The organism is Aerococcus urinae, assembly GCF_001543175.1.
Lineage (GTDB): Bacteria > Bacillota > Bacilli > Lactobacillales > Aerococcaceae > Aerococcus > Aerococcus urinae.
This window is the reverse complement of the sequence record NZ_CP014161.1, coordinates 1,676,276-1,691,300: the sequence shown is the minus strand read 5'-3', so window position 1 is coordinate 1,691,300 and position 15,025 is coordinate 1,676,276. Positions and strand designations below refer to the sequence as shown.

Annotated in this window: 11 protein-coding genes and 1 pseudogene; 11 read left to right on the top strand and 1 reads right to left on the bottom strand. The window is 47.3% G+C overall.

The features are described from left to right. Window positions 1-180: 180 nt before the first annotated feature. The 8 genes and pseudogenes from AWM73_RS09190 to AWM73_RS07700 form a co-directional block, all read left to right on the top strand. A pseudogene (locus AWM73_RS09190) lies at window positions 181-351 on the top strand (collagen-flanked surface repeat-containing protein); the annotation flags it as partial. Between the two features lie 51 nt (window positions 352-402). Further along, window positions 403-3,864, top strand: coding sequence for a collagen-flanked surface repeat-containing protein (locus AWM73_RS09185; RefSeq protein ID WP_195869116.1), 3,462 nt, complete (start codon window positions 403-405; stop codon window positions 3,862-3,864). 310 nt (window positions 3,865-4,174) lie between these two features. Next, window positions 4,175-5,416, top strand: a complete 1,242-nt coding sequence (locus tag AWM73_RS07725) for an MFS transporter (protein ID WP_060778800.1) — start codon at window positions 4,175-4,177, stop codon at window positions 5,414-5,416. 238 nt (window positions 5,417-5,654) lie between these two features. After that, window positions 5,655-7,376, top strand: coding sequence for a phospho-sugar mutase (locus tag AWM73_RS07720; protein ID WP_060778799.1), 1,722 nt, complete (start codon window positions 5,655-5,657; stop codon window positions 7,374-7,376). A 276-nt stretch (window positions 7,377-7,652) separates the two neighbouring features. Beyond that, window positions 7,653-8,549, top strand: coding sequence for an RNase adapter RapZ (gene rapZ / locus AWM73_RS07715; RefSeq protein WP_060778798.1), 897 nt, complete (start codon window positions 7,653-7,655; stop codon window positions 8,547-8,549). After that, window positions 8,546-9,550 carry a gluconeogenesis factor YvcK family protein gene (locus AWM73_RS07710; RefSeq protein ID WP_060778797.1) on the top strand — a complete coding sequence of 335 codons (1,005 nt, stop codon included), beginning with the start codon at window positions 8,546-8,548 and terminating at the stop codon, window positions 9,548-9,550. The genes rapZ and AWM73_RS07710 overlap by 4 nt, the downstream gene beginning before the upstream one ends. Window positions 9,551-9,578: 28 nt before the next feature. Continuing rightward, window positions 9,579-10,502, top strand: coding sequence for a DNA-binding protein WhiA (gene whiA / locus AWM73_RS07705; RefSeq protein WP_060778796.1), 924 nt, complete (start codon window positions 9,579-9,581; stop codon window positions 10,500-10,502). A 173-nt stretch (window positions 10,503-10,675) separates the two neighbouring features. Then, window positions 10,676-11,152, top strand: a complete 477-nt coding sequence (locus tag AWM73_RS07700) for a GNAT family N-acetyltransferase (RefSeq protein ID WP_060778795.1) — start codon at window positions 10,676-10,678, stop codon at window positions 11,150-11,152. A 259-nt stretch (window positions 11,153-11,411) separates the two neighbouring features. Here the strand turns inward: AWM73_RS07700 and AWM73_RS07695 are convergent, their stop codons facing one another. Next, window positions 11,412-11,768: a single-stranded DNA-binding protein gene (locus AWM73_RS07695; RefSeq protein WP_076340230.1), complete on the bottom strand. Its 357-nt coding sequence runs from the start codon at window positions 11,766-11,768 to the stop codon at window positions 11,412-11,414. Window positions 11,769-11,964: 196 nt separating this feature from the next. Between AWM73_RS07695 and AWM73_RS07690 the strand changes: the two genes are divergently transcribed. The 3 genes from AWM73_RS07690 to AWM73_RS07680 all read left to right on the top strand — a co-directional run bounded on the left by AWM73_RS07690 (window position 11,965) and on the right by AWM73_RS07680 (window position 15,025). Further along, complete coding sequence (locus AWM73_RS07690) at window positions 11,965-12,681, top strand: response regulator transcription factor (RefSeq protein WP_060778793.1); 717 nt, start codon at window positions 11,965-11,967, stop codon at window positions 12,679-12,681. Between the two features lie 2 nt (window positions 12,682-12,683). Then, entirely contained in the window at window positions 12,684-14,195 is a 1,512-nt protein-coding gene (locus AWM73_RS07685) for a sensor histidine kinase (RefSeq protein ID WP_060778792.1), read from the top strand. Window positions 14,196-14,386: 191 nt separating this feature from the next. Continuing rightward, window positions 14,387-15,025, top strand: coding sequence for a VanZ family protein (locus tag AWM73_RS07680; RefSeq protein WP_060778791.1), 639 nt, complete (start codon window positions 14,387-14,389; stop codon window positions 15,023-15,025).

Genomic DNA, 15,025 nt, shown 5'->3' with positions numbered 1-15,025 from the left:
GACACCAGTAAAGAAGCGGTTGCCACAGGTGAAATCAAAGATGGAGCCAAAGGTGAACCAGGTGCTCAAGGGCCACAAGGTCTTCCAGGTGAAAAAGGTGACAAGGGCGATAAAGGTGACAAGGGAGATCGTGGAGAAACCGGCGCACAAGGAGCTGCTGGAACCAACGGAAAAGACGGAAAGAACGGCCTAGACGGCAAATCCCCAGAAATTTCCACTACCGAAAATGCTGACGGCAGTCATACCATCACCATCAAGAATCCAAATGGGACAACAACTTCATTCGTCGTAAAGAACGGTGAAAAAGGTCAAGCCGGATCCCCAGGAAAAGATGGCAAATCGCCAATCGTATTCGCCCAACGCGGTTTCTCTGACAGTACCAAGAAAGTTCCAGGGACCTGGTTGCGTATCAAGAACCCAGATACCTTTGAAACCACCAACAACATCTTTATTCCAGATGGTGCTAAAGGAGAAAAAGGGGATCAAGGCGCAGCTGGAACCAATGGAAAAGATGGTGTAGACGGCAAATCTCCAACTATCTCAACCAAAGATAACGGTAACGGCTCTCACACCATCACCATCACCAATCCAGATGGCAGCACAACTTCATTCGAAGTGAAGAATGGCCAAAAGGGTGATAAAGGTGACAAGGGGGACCGCGGTGAAACCGGCGCTCAAGGTGCCGCTGGAGCCAACGGAAAAGACGCCGCTCCACTAACTGTTACCAAGACTGAAAAAGATAAAGACGGCAATACAGTCGTTACTTTATCTGACGGCACAGTCTTAAACATCGCAAAAGGGGACAAAGGTGACCAAGGTCTTCCAGGCGAAAAAGGCGCCAAGGGGGATAAAGGTGATACAGGAGCAGCTGGAGCTAACGGTAAAGACGGTGTAGATGGGAAGTCCCCAGAAGTCTCAACCGCTGAAACCCCAGACGGTCACACTATCACTATCAAGAACCCAGATGGCACAACTACCTCATTTGAAGTCAAGAACGGCCAAAAAGGTGAAAAGGGTGACAAAGGAGACCGCGGTGAAAGAGGTCTGCAAGGTGAACGTGGCGCTCAAGGAGCAGCTGGTGCAGACGGAAAATCCCCACTGATCTCAACCAAAGATAACGGCGATGGATCTCACACCATCACTATCACCAATCCGGACGGCTCAACAACTACCACAACTATCAAAGATGGTAAAAATGGAAGCGATGGTAAAGACGCCGCTCCACTAACAGTAACCAAGACCGAAAAAGATAAAGACGGCAATACAGTCGTTACTTTATCTGATGGCACAGTTCTCAATATTGCAAAAGGGGACAAAGGTGACCAAGGTCCACAAGGCGAAAAAGGCGCCAAGGGAGATAAAGGTGACACAGGAGCAGCTGGAGCTAACGGTAAAGACGGTGTAGATGGGAAGTCCCCAGAAGTCTCAACCGCTGAAACCCCAGATGGTCACACTATCACTATTAAGAACCCTGACGGCAGCACGACTTCATTTGAAGTGAAAAACGGCCAAAAAGGTGATAAAGGTGATAAGGGCGACCGCGGTGAAACCGGCGCTCAAGGTGTCGCTGGGACCAATGGTAAAGATGGTAAAGACGGCAAATCTCTTACCGTCACCCACACTGCTAAAGACGACCAAGGCAACACCCTCGTTACCTTATCCGACGGCACCGTCCTCACCATCGCAAAAGGCGATAAAGGTGAAAAAGGTGACAAGGGTGACCGCGGTGAACGTGGCGCCCAAGGTATCGCCGGAAGCGACGGTAAAGACGGTAAAGACGGTAAGGACGGCAAGACCTACCTGCCAGTGGTAGAAAGAACCTCCTATGGGAATCTAATTAATTTCTACCCAGTCAACCCAGAAACGGGTAAGGTGGACACCTCTAAGGAACCTGTTGCCAGAGCCATTGTTAAGGATGGTCTAGACGGTTTAGCACCTAAAATTACAGCCCGCCGGAATGCTACTAACGATGGGGTTATCATCACAGTAACACCACAAGTTCGTGGTACAGATCGTTCGGTTTCGGATGACACACCTGAAGTCACTGAGTTAAAAGACGGTAAATCCCCAGATGTTGATGTAACAACCGATGCTAATGGCAACCATGTTGTGACAATTACCAAAACGAATGGCAAGCAAAAATCAGTCACCATCACTAACGGTAAGGATGGCAAAGCCCCAATCGTTGAAACCTTACCAGGAAAAGACAGCCAAGGACATAGCGGAACTAAGATCCTGGTTAAACATCCAGAGACTGGAGCTGTCATCTCTGAAAGCTTTGTCAGAGACGGTAAAGATGGAAAAGACGGAAGAGACGGCAAGGATGGCAAGGCGCCAATTGTTGAGACCAAGCCAGGCCAAGACCGTGCAGGGCAAACAGGTGCCTATATTCTTGTCAAAAATCCAGAAACTGGGGCAGTGATCAGCGAGACCTTTATCTCTGATGGTAAGGATGGCGAGTCGCCTAAAGTTGAAACCACTCCAGCCACCAATGAAAAGGGTGAAAAAGGCCATTACATCAGCTTCATCCATCCAAAGACGGGGCAAACATTCAGCAAAGTCTTTGTCAAAGATGGAAAAGATGGCAAGGACGGTCAAGATGGCCTAACTCCTGATATCAAGCCAGTCTTCGATAAGAATGGTAAACAAATCGGGGTTGAAATTTCCTTAACCGACCGCAAGGGTAAGCTCTTAAGTCGAGAATTTATCTATAATGGTGAAGATGGTCAAACCCCAATCATCGAAACTGAGCCAAGCGACAATCCTAAACAACCAGGCACCAAGATTATCTATAAGAATCCGAAAACTGGAGAAGTCATCCGCCAAGTCTTCGTTCGCGACGGCAAAGACGGTAAAGATGGCAAGGATGGCCGTGACGGTCGTGATGGTAGAGACGGTAAGGATGCTCAAGGGGTCGAGAAGATTACGGTCAACAATAACGGTGATCTTGTGATTATCAACAGCAACCACACCACTCAAGTGATCCCTCGTCCAAATCAAGGCGGCATTAAAGATGCCAAGGTTGATGAAGCCGGCCACTTGATCATTAGTCTTGACGATGGTCGGACCATTGACGCTGGTCTTGTTCGCGGTAAGGATGGTCGTGACGGTCGCGATGGTAAAGACGGCAAAGACGGAAAAGATGGCCGGGGCATTAAGAATGTCAAGCTTACCGACAATGGCGACTTCATTGTAGTTTACACCGACTACAGTATCGAAGTTGCGGGTAATGTCTGCGGGACATGTCCAAACCCAAGCAAACCATCCCATCCAGACCAACCGAGTCCAGATAAGCCTGGTAAAAAAGGTAAACCAGAAACTCCTGAAAAACCAGGAACCCCAGATCAACCAGGAACTCCAGACAAACCTGGTAAACACGACCAACCAGCCACTCCAGACAAACCATCTGATCAAGGGGACAAACCTAAGCCTAAGGACAAGGAAAAAACGCCGGAAATTCCTCATGAGAAGCCAAGTCCAGCAGCTCCAGCAGGTCCTCGTCCAAGAAAAACAGAGGAAGAAATGGGAGACAAAGTTCAAGAAGAAATCCCTAGTGAACATTCAGACTATCTGGTGACAACCAGCCTGCACAAGAAGAAGGATACGTCGGTGAAGACCTATACACTCACTTATCCTAAAGCCTTCAAAGCTAGCGAAAATGCGTCATTAAGTATTCATGACAATAATGCTTTGCCTAGTCAAGAAGCCAAGCAAGAAGTAGCTGAAGTGAAGAGTCAAGCAACCAGCCTGCCAAAAACAGGTTCAGAAGCTGACTCCACCCTTCCAGTTCTCTTAGCAGCTGCCTTATTGCTCACTGGAACAGGATTGGTTACAATCAGCAAGAAGGATGAATCTCTACATTAAAAAAAGGATGTGAGGACGCCGTCAGAGACTTGAATTGCTGGAGGAAAATACCATAAGCACACGAAAGTGTGCGTTGGAATTTTCTGAAGCAACTTCAAGACTGGCGTCCGAACTCGACTAGGAAGTGTGACAAGTGCATTAAAGAGCAAGACTTCTGAAGTAGAGCTAGCTCTGCACTTGGAATACAACTAAGAGGCCAAGACAAAAGTCGCGGCCTCTTTTTTATTGGGGATTAATAATCAAAATTCCCAACAAAATTTCAAATTACTGGTATAGTAAATAAGTAAGTCTTATAGAAATGAGGAATTCAATGAAAGAAAATAAGTTATTCTATGGTTGGTGGGTCGTACTCGGCGCCATTATCATGCTAGCGGTCATGGGACCGGCTTCGGTAGCCGTAGCCAACCTCTTCCAACCCTATGTCGTTGAAGAATTTGGCATTGCTAACTCAGCCTTTGCCATTGTTAACTCCATTGTGCTGGGGATGGGGATCTTTGTCTCACCCTTTGTCTCCCAACAATTCGCTAAGAAGGGGAATTTCAAGCGCTTTTATCTGATCGGTGTGCTTGCTTATGCCATTTCTTACGGTTTATATGCCTTTGCCCCGAATATTTATGTCTTTTATTTGCTCTCTATTGGGGTAGGCTTCGGTTATACCGCCACCACCATTATTCCAGTGTCCATGCTGGTCAATAATTGGTTTGTGAAAAGTCGGGGGACCGCCCTCAGCCTTTCCTTCGCTGGACTCGGTCTGGGCGGAATTATCTTCAGTCAATTACTAACTTGGTTAATTGGTGACATGGGTTGGCGGATGGCTTACTTAGTTTACGCCATTATCATGTTAGTGGTCGGAATTCCGATTGTGATGATGCTCTTTGTGGAACACCCTGAAGCTAAAGGTCTCCATGCCTTGGGAGCAGCTGAAGTGGATGACACGGCTGACCACCAAGAAGAGGACCAGACGGGGGTGAAATTACCCACCAAAGCAGCCTTCAAGAAGCCTTTCTTTATCATGTTATTAATCGGTACCGTCTTTATCGGTATCTCGAATAACGGGGGCTTGGGGCAATTCCCACCTTACGTCCAACAACTCCACGGCGCGGGTAAGATGGCCCAAATGGTATCCATCTACTCTGGGGTAGGGATTCTTGGAAAGTTAGTTCTCGGTGTGGTCAATGACAAGTTTGGTGTTCGGATCGCGACGCTTTACGCTTCTCTGCTTTGCGCCTTGGCTTACTTCTTGATGCTCTTCAGTGGCAACTATACCTTTGTCTTCCTGATGGCCATTTTCTTTGGCTTAGGGAACGCCATCGGTACCGTTTTACCGCCATTGATGACCTCATCGATCTTTAAAGCCGATGACTATCCTAAAGCATACGGAATTGTTCAAAGCGCCTTGATGTTAGGGATGACTTCTGGGTCGCTCCTCGCAGCAACCCTAGCGGATGTTTCTGGGACCTACCAAACGGCCTGGATCTTCCTGGCAGTCCTCTCAGCCTTAATCGCTGTTTTCTGGATCGCCGCCCACAAACAAGCACACAAGTATATTTAAGCAATAACTTAGACCACTTACCTCTTGGTCTCCTGATGGGAGATTAAGGGGTATTTTTTATTGAGTGCTTTAGGCGACGTCTTTGGGGAATAGGAGCAGACTAGAGTCCATTCACATTCCCTAGATATCCTATTCCCTCAGCAAAAACGATGGGAACGCTTGTTTCGGGAGAAAAGGGAGCAAAGCTAAGGCAAATTTGGTACAATAGAGATACGAAAAATGAAAGAGGAGTGATCCCATGACTTGGAAAGATGCTTATGAGCAATGGAAGAATTTCCCTGATTTAGATGGTCAGGTTCGTGCTGAATTAGAAGAATTAGAAAAAGACGAAGACGCCCTCCAGGAAGCTTTCTACAAAGAGGTAAACTTTGGGACGGCTGGCATGCGTGACTTAATGGGCCCTGGGACCAATCGTTTGAATATTTATACTGTTCGCCAAGCCACAGAAGGATTAGCCCGAGTAATGGAAGAATACGGCCAAGAAGCCGTTGACCGTGGGGTAGCCATTGCCTATGACGGTCGCCATCATTCTCTAGAATTTGCTCAAAATGCGGCTCGGGTGCTGGGCCAACATGGGATTAAATCCTATATCTTTGATGGGGTTCGTCCAACACCAGAGCTCTCCTTTACTGTCCGCCACTTGGGCACCTTTACCGGGATTATGATTACTGCCAGCCACAATAACGAATACTATAATGGCTACAAGGTATACGGGGAAGACGGGGGGCAAATGCCTCCTCAAGATGCTGATGCCTTGGTCAACCACGTCAAAGACGTCAATATGTTAACCATTCCCCTGGCTGATTTGGATGAAATTAAGGACAAGGGACTCTACCAAGTGATCGGTAAGGAAGTCGATGACGCTTACTTGAAGAACCTGGAAACCGTGACTGTGAACCCTGACATTATCGAAAAGATGAAGGACAAGGTCACTATTGTCTACACCCCGCTACAAGGGACGGGACAAAAATTGATGGAAAAAGCCTTAGACAAGGCTGGTTTTGAAAACATTGTCTACGTAGAAGAACAAAAAGAACCCAATGGGGACTTCTCCACCTTGGATGAACCCAACCCCGAATACCCAGAAGCCTTCACCTATGCCATGCGTTACGGCAAGGAAAGTCACGCGGACCTCTTGATTGCTACTGACCCGGATGCTGACCGGATGGGGGCGGCGGCTTTAATGCCAGACGGGTCCTACAAGATTATTTCTGGTAACCAAATTGGGGCACTATTAACCCACTATATCCTTACTGCTCGTAAGGAAGAGGGGACGCTGCCAGATAATGGCGTGATTGTGAAATCGATCGTGTCCAGTGACCTGCCCGCTAAGATTGCGGAATCTTTTGATATTGCGACCGAAAATACCCTGACCGGCTTTAAATTCATCGCCGAAAAAATCCAAGAATACGAAGAGACTGGTGAACATAGCTTCCTCTTTGGCTTTGAAGAAAGTTATGGCTACTTGATTAAGCCTTTTGCACGCGACAAGGATGCTGTTCAAGCGGCCCTCTTATTTGCCGAAGTGGGGGCCTTCTACAAGGACCAAGGCAAGACCGTTTATGACGGACTCCTGGACCTTTACAAGGAATATGGTTACTACCTGGAAAAAACCATTCCGCTTAAATTTGAAGGCCAAGCCGGCGCTAAGAAAATTGAAAGTATTATGGCTAACTTGCGCCAAGAACAACCCCAAGACATTGGCGGTCAAAAAGTCCTATTAACCGAAGACTTCCAAACTGGGGAACGGATTGACGACCAAGGTCAGGTGGAAAACTTCGACATGTCCCGGTCCAATGTCTTGAAATACCAACTGGCAGATGGGTCATGGATTGCAGTACGGCCAAGTGGGACCGAACCCAAGATTAAGTTCTACATCGGGGTCAAGGCTGATTCCGAAGACCAAGCTGCCCAAAAAGTGGACCAATATGGTCAAGTCATGCAAGCTTTGGCAGAATAAAAGTTTTAAAAAACACAATTCAAAAGCCGAACGAATGCTCATTAAGGCTATATGGTCAAGGCCAAAAAAAGTCAATGATTTAAAAAAGGAGCTGGGAATGAATCCCAGCCTCTTTTTGCCTTATTGACCGACTTTGGGACTCTAGGAGGAGCTGGCATCTTCACAAACGTGTTTCAGGCACACTCTAGATTTTTTAGGATTTATTTAATTGCTGGCCCGATTGATGCTTGTTATAATAAGAAGGATTAGGTCTGTGTTCAGACAAAAGGAGACATTATGTCAGAAAATAGTGAATTAAATATTGTAATTATTACTGGAATGAGTGGGGCCGGGAAGACGGTTGCCTTACAAAGTTTTGAAGATATGGGATACTTTTGTGTGGATAACTTACCGCCTTCTCTCTTGCCGACTTTTTCCGAGTTGATCAAGAAGTCTAAGGATATCAACCAAGTTTGTCTGGTGATTGACTTACGGTCGCGGGAATTCTTTGATGAATTTGTCCATGCCCTCCAACTCTTGGACAATAACCCTAAAATTCATTCCCAATTGGTCTACCTAGACACTAGTGATGCGGCCTTGGTGGCTCGCTATAAGGAAAGCCGCCGTAACCATCCCTTGCAAAAGGGCGGGACGATTTTAGAGGGGATCCAACGGGAACGGGAAGAGTTGAGTCCAGTTCGGGCCCTCTCCCACTTGACTATTGACACTACTTCGATCACTCCAAAAGAATTGCGGGCGGCCTTGATCCGCGAATTCCATGTCTCTGATGCCTCAGGCTTCACCATTGAAGTCATGTCCTTTGGCTTTAAGTATGGGATCCCCATTGATGCTGATATTGTCATGGACGTGCGTTTCCTGCCTAACCCCCACTATATCGACGAATTGCGTCCCTTAACTGGGGAAGACGATCCCGTTTATAACTATGTGATGGACCAGGACGATACTGAAATTTTCTACCAAAAATTTGTCGACCTCTTAGACTTTACCCTGCCCCTCTATGAAGCCGAAGGGAAAGCCAGCTTGACCATTGCTATTGGCTGTACCGGAGGCCAACACCGATCCGTGGCCCTAACCCGCCGAATCGGTCAACATATCATGGACACAACCAATTACACCACCCATATCAGTCACCGTGACCAGAACAAACGCAAAGGAACGGAGCGAAATCAATGAGTGAGTCAAGGAACTATTACCCTAAAATTACCGTGATAGGCGGAGGGACAGGTCTTCCCATTCTCCTATCCGGTTTGAAGAGCGCCAACTGCGACTTAACCGCTGTGGTGACTGTCGCAGATGACGGGGGCTCTTCGGGCAAATTGCGGTCGGCCTTAAATACCATCCCCCCAGGCGACTTGCGTAACTGCTTAGTGGCCTTATCGGACTCCGATAGACTCTATAAGGATGTCTTCCAGTACCGCTTTGCCCCTGAGGACCAGGAGTTTTCCGGACATGCCATTGGAAACTTGATTATTGCTGCTCTCACCGAAATGCGGGGGAGTATCTATTCGGCCTTGAAATTATTATCGGTCGCCATGGCAGTCAAAGGCCGGGTCCTTCCCGCCTGTGAAGAGCCCTTGATCCTACAAGCCCACTACCAAGAGGGCGATATGATCGAAGGGGAGACCACCATCGTTGAGGAAAAACGGCCCATCCAGTCGGTCTCGGTTCGTTTGGCTAATCAATCAGCCTCCGACCAAAGGGTTAAAGCCGGACGGGGCGTGGTGGATGCCATCATGGGAGCGGACATGGTGGTTTTAGGTCCGGGATCGCTTTATACCTCGATCTTACCCAATATCGTGATTCCAGAAATCCGCCAAGCCCTCCAGGAGACTTCAGCGACAGTGGTTTATATCTGTAATATCATGACCCAGTTGGGGGAAACGGAAGGCTTCTCGGATGCTGATCACTTGCGGGTGATCAACGATCATTTACAAGGCCACTATGTCGATGCCTGTCTATTGAATCGGACCACTGTGCCTTATGAATACATTGAAAACAATGAGGTCCTGGATTATCTGGTCCAAGTTAGCCACGACCGGCAAGCTTTGAAAGATCAGGAAGCTGAGATTATCGGCTGGGATTTTCTAAACCTCAAGGATTCTGGGGTTTACCATGACAAGGATAAGCTGGTCCAAGCCCTGATCCAAGTGTACCGTGACCACCATCAACACTAGTTATTAAGAAGAGAAAGTAGGCGATCATGTGGTTTCTTTTGCAGCCAGTGTCAAGAAAGAACTGACCCAATTAAAGCTTGACCAAGAGGAAGCGCGCGCAGAACTATCCGCCATTATTCGTATGAACGGTGCTTTGCAGATCGTTGAAGGCGAACTCTCATTGAACATTCAAACGGAAAATGCGGCTATTACCCAAAGAATTTATACCCTTTTAAAAACATACTTCCAGGTCCACGGGGAAATCCTGGTTCGGAAGAAGATGAAATTAAAGAAAAATAATGTCTATATTGTCCGGGTTAAACAAGCCGTTGACCTGCTCTTAGACCAACTGGGCATTCTCGGCGATTCCAGTATCTTAGAAAAAGCTCCAGCAGACATTATTTATAACGATCCCACGCGGCGGGCTTATTTACGGGGAGCCTTTCTGGCTGGGGGGTCGGTCAATAATCCAGAAACCTCCTCCTATCACTTGGAGATCTACTCCAGCCATGAAAGCCATGCCCTCCAGCTGGCAGAATTGATGAATCGCTATCATATGAATGCCCGGACCACCAATCGGCGCAAGGGAGTCATCACTTATCTCAAAGAAGCGGAAAAAATCTCTGATTTCTTGGCGCTTTTAGGAGCCTCTAGTGCCATCTTGCGCTTTGAAAATGTTCGGGTGACTCGCGACATGCGCAATTCGGTCAACCGCATGGTCAACTGTGAAAATGCCAATATGAATAAGACCATTGATGCGGCTGCCAAGCAAATTCGCAGCATCCAGCACATTCAAAACACCATTGGTCTCGATAAATTACCGGATAAACTCCAGGAAGTCGCCCAAGCCCGCCTCGATAACCCCTCGGCCACCATCAAAGAACTCGGCGAACTCCTCCCCTCCGGCCCCGTCTCTAAATCCGGCATCAACCACCGCCTCAGAAGACTCAACCAATACGCGGAAAATCTTTAGATGCCGGCGGGATGTATGGGGACAGTTATGACCTCAACCTCCCTGGCGGAACCTTTGGCTTTGCGGTTAATTTTGGTCGGATTGCCGGAGAAAACGCCGCTAAAATCTTTTAGCTAAAGCGTTGAATAAGAGCTAATTGTCAGGTGTTTAAGTTAGGAGGTTGAAGCTTAACAATGTCAAGTCAATATCAGATCTGTGAAGTGACTCCTAGGGAGAACTATATTTCAGAGCTTCTTGCGATTTGGGAGGCCTCTGTACGAGCCAGTCATGACTTTCTCTCGGAGGCTGCCATCAAGGCTATTAAAGCAGAGGTGCCAGGTGCTTTAATGACGGTTGACCACTTAGTGATGGTTAAGGCGCATACGGGACAAATTGCTGGTTTCATGGGAATGGCTGGCGAAAACCTGGAGATGCTCTTCCTTCATCCAAATTATTGGGGGCAAGGAATGGGTCGAGCCTTGCTTAAGGAAGGAATCGCCTCCTATGGGCTTAGCCAGCTAACTGTGAATGAACAAAATCCCCAAGCAGTTGGCTTTTATCAACAATTGGGTTTTGTTCCTTATCGTCGGACGGCCTTGGATACCGAGGGCAGACCCTATCCTTTGCTTTATATGCACTACCTCAATGAAGCCCAGGAAAGTGAAGAGTAAAAGGGGCAGGCGAGTGGTTTGGGGATAGAGATCAAAACCGCTCTAGCCCTTGTTGACTCTCTGTATTTCAACAAATAAATGTCAAAAGTAGATCGAATGCCCACCTAAGTGTAGGGTCCAGGAGGCTATTTTTATTTCAAAGTCACCCTTAAAAGAATACAGCCAGCTGATTTTTCTAAGAACTCAGCTGGCTGTTTAATTTTCTGAATAAATTAAAGGATAAGGAGCGTAAGCTAGGATTCTTACGGTCAAAAATGGATTAAACCTTAGTGACTTCAATATTAATATCTTGGACCGCCTTGTCGCCTTGCTTCTTGCGCAAGAAGAAGACTTCGCGGATAATGACTTCCAATTGGTAAACCTCCACTTGGTCTTTATTGGTATAGTGGTTCATATGCAAGTTCCCCACGATGCCAATTTCGTCGCCCTTGTCCAGGTATTTATCAATCAGCTGGGCGGTCGCATTCCAAGCGGTAATAGGGATAAAATCGGTCTGCTTCTCTCCTCCGACAAAGCGGTTGACGGCTAAGGTATTGTTTAGGACTTGGTGTTTACTTCCCGTTTGTGTCATTTCAATGTCTCGGGCTAAGCGGCCAATGAGTTGGACTTGGTTCATCACTTCACCTCCTCTCTTCCTATTAAGCCGCAAAGAACTAAGAATTTTCTCCCTTAAGAATTATTTATCTTTTGCATTCTTTGACAAATTTTTCAAAAAATTGCTTATAATAGGTAAGGAATAGGTCCTGCTTATGAAGTAGTGACCATCAGTGATGCCTTATTAAGAGGCACAGGAGAAAAAGGAGGGCCGTGGCGTGAAAATTTTGATGATTGAAGATAATACCAGTGTGGCAGAAATGCTATCCATGTTCCTTGACCAAGAAGAGGGATGGGAGAGTCATTTTTCCTATGATGGCCAGGAAGGTTACGACTATTTCAAGGCCCATGAGGATGAGATTGATATCGTGATTTTAGACCTCAATTTACCTTCAAAGGATGGCATTAGTATCTGCCAAGATATTCGCAAAAGCAACCAAGATGTAATTATTATTATGCTGACAGCACGGGATAGTGAAAGTGACCAAGTCCTGGGCCTGGGCCTAGGAGCAGATGACTATATTACTAAGCCCTTTAGTCCCTTGACCCTGGTGGCTAAGATGCACGCCTTATTGAGACGACGGGATGCCAATGACAACCGGGAAAGCCAAGCCCAAGAAGAGAAGAGCCTGATTAAGACCGAGTACTTAACCATTGACCCCAATACCCGGGAGGCTTCCTTCCACGGTCAAGCCATTGCGAATTTGACACCCAAGGAATTTGATATTCTGGCCCTCTTAGCTTCTCATCCTAAGCAGGTCTTCACCCGCGACCACCTCTTGACCAGTTTGTGGGAAGACCCCTTCTACGGGGACGAGCGGACGGTGGATGCCCACATCAAAAAACTTCGTCAAAAGATGGAAAAGAACGGCCCCCAAGCTATTCGAACCGTCTGGGGTGTGGGTTATAAATACGATGAAAGTGGGGAGAAGTAAACTTGCGTTACCTATACCAACAATTAGCTTCCTTTGCGATTTTGGTTTTGGTGACGGTTTGCGAACTTTCCTTTACCTTTTTTCGTTACACGGAGAGTCAGATCTACCAACAAGTCTTTGATGACTTAGAGACCGTCTATTCCGAAATCCAAGGTCGGCAAGTGTCTCGTGGGATGTTAGAAGAGGCCCAGAATTGGTTTGAAGATTCCTTTCAGATTAAGATTTTCTGGTATAACGCGGATAACCAACGCATCTATCCTCAGTCCCTCACTGACAAGGACAATGGCGACTATGCTGAAGCGGGCTTGCCCCAAGATGACATTGTTTCCATGAAAGAGAAGGGCCGTTTAGGTTTATTCGACTTTGATCTGGGCTTTACCGGGGATAGTCCCGATGCCTATGCTATTGCCGTGCCCCTAGAAGACGGCGATTCGGGTGACTACTCGGGCTACTTGGTGATCGGTCAGGCAGCGGGTGGCATTCGTCAAACCATTAATAAGTTAAAGGCCAATATTTTCCAAGGGGTGGCGATTTCGGTGGTAGCCGCGGTGATCCTAGCTATTATGATGGCCCGCTACCAAACCTCGCGGATCAACCGCCTGCGTCAGGCCACCCGTTCGGTCACCCAAGGCCATTATCTGCAAATTCCTTCCGCCCACCGCGACGAACTAGATGACTTGGCTGATGACTTTAATGATATGACGGCCTCCCTAGCCGAATCGGTAGTGGAGATCGAACGTCAAGAACGCATGCGCCACCAATTGATTATGGATATCGCCCACGAACTCAGGACCCCGCTCACCACCATGAACGGGCTTTTGGAGGGCTTGCGCTACCATATCTTCCCCAAGGACAAGGAAGAACGGAGCTTGGAGCTCTTGCATAAGGAAACCCAGCGCTTGATCCGTTTAGTTAACGATAACTTGGACTATGAGAAAATCCGGGCCCATGAAATTGTCCTCAACCAGGTGACTTTTCCTGTTAAATCGGTTCTAGAAGAACTGGTGATCCAGGCCAAGGAACTGACCGATAAGAAAGATGACCGGATTGTCTTGCATTGTCCGGACGACTTGACCGTGTATGCGGACATGGACCGCTTCCGGCAAATTATTTTTAACCTGGTCCACAATGCCATCCAGTTTACCGAATCTGGTACCATCACTATTGATGCTGACCTCGGTGAAGACCAGTGGACCACTATTCGCGTTCGCGACACCGGAATCGGGATGACCGAGAGCGAATTAGCCAATATTTGGGAACGCTTCTATAAGGTCGATCAGTCGCGTAAGGCCTCAGCTTATGGCGAATCGGGCCTGGGACTGTCCATTGTTAAGCAACTCATGAAAGTCCACCAAGCCGATATCCGGGTAACTAGTGAAATTGATAAGGGCACCCAGTTTACCCTGCGTTTCCCGCCTGAAAGTCAAGTCAAGGCTTGGGAAGATGATCACGAGGCAGCAAATAGTGACTCTCAAACCAGTGATGACTCCTCTGACTCAGCTAATCTCAGCTAAAACTTCATGGTTGGGATCAGCGAGGGGACTACTTAAAATTTTAACCAGAAGGAGACCTTCTACATGTCTACCTATTCCTATCCAGATAGGATGCCAAAAGCGATACTGAGAAAGATAAGCTATTTCCTTGACCGCTATCAAAACCTGCCGGTCAAGCAAAATACCTGGATTAGTGGGGAGTGGATCTCGCGATGATCTTCCTCGGCCCCCTCTATCACTTACTGGCTTATTTACTGGCGGACCGGGTGAATCATTTTCCCCTGATCCGCCTCTTAGTTTTTTCTCTGGATAAAACCATCCTTTATACTTTAATTTTTCTGGCTATTTCCGCCCTAATCGCCCATGTGAAAAAGCGTCACCAGCCTAAGTGGCAGGTCGATAGGTCCAAGTACGGCCATGTCTTAGCTCTCTTTGTCTACTTGGTCCTCCTCCTCCACCTGACAGTCTTGCGCTATGACTGGCAGTGGTGGCGCTTATCCCTAGTTCCTGGAGTAACTTTACGGGACTTCCACTGGCTGCCCTTGGTGGATACCATCAAACTGGCCTATGGGGATTCCAGTTTTTCCTATTGGTATAACTTTTTTGGCAATGTCCTCTGGTTTGTTCCTTTTGGCTGGTTATTGGCTTATTTCTTCCGGGGGCAACGGAGTTTCTTCCGAGTCCTTTTGATGGGAATGGCCTTTTCCTTTATGATTGAATGTGGCCAGCTCTTTTTAGGGACGGGACTTGGCCATATCGATGACGTGATTTTTAACAGTATGGGCGTGGTGATCGGCCATTTTGCCTATGACTTTAAACATTTCTTCCTAATGAAACATGAAAGCAGGTAA

Coding starts and splice junctions, on each gene's coding strand:
- AWM73_RS07725 (WP_060778800.1), top strand. CDS start 4,175: ATGAAAGAAAATAAGTTATTCTATGGTTGGTGGGTCGTACTCGGCGCC.
- AWM73_RS07720 (WP_060778799.1), top strand. CDS start 5,655: ATGACTTGGAAAGATGCTTATGAGCAATGGAAGAATTTCCCTGATTTA.
- rapZ (WP_060778798.1), top strand. CDS start 7,653: ATGTCAGAAAATAGTGAATTAAATATTGTAATTATTACTGGAATGAGT.
- AWM73_RS07710 (WP_060778797.1), top strand. CDS start 8,546: ATGAGTGAGTCAAGGAACTATTACCCTAAAATTACCGTGATAGGCGGA.
- AWM73_RS07700 (WP_060778795.1), top strand. CDS start 10,676: ATGTCAAGTCAATATCAGATCTGTGAAGTGACTCCTAGGGAGAACTAT.
- AWM73_RS07695 (WP_076340230.1), bottom strand. CDS start 11,768: ATGAACCAAGTCCAACTCATTGGCCGCTTAGCCCGAGACATTGAAATG.
- AWM73_RS07680 (WP_060778791.1), top strand. CDS start 14,387: ATGATCTTCCTCGGCCCCCTCTATCACTTACTGGCTTATTTACTGGCG.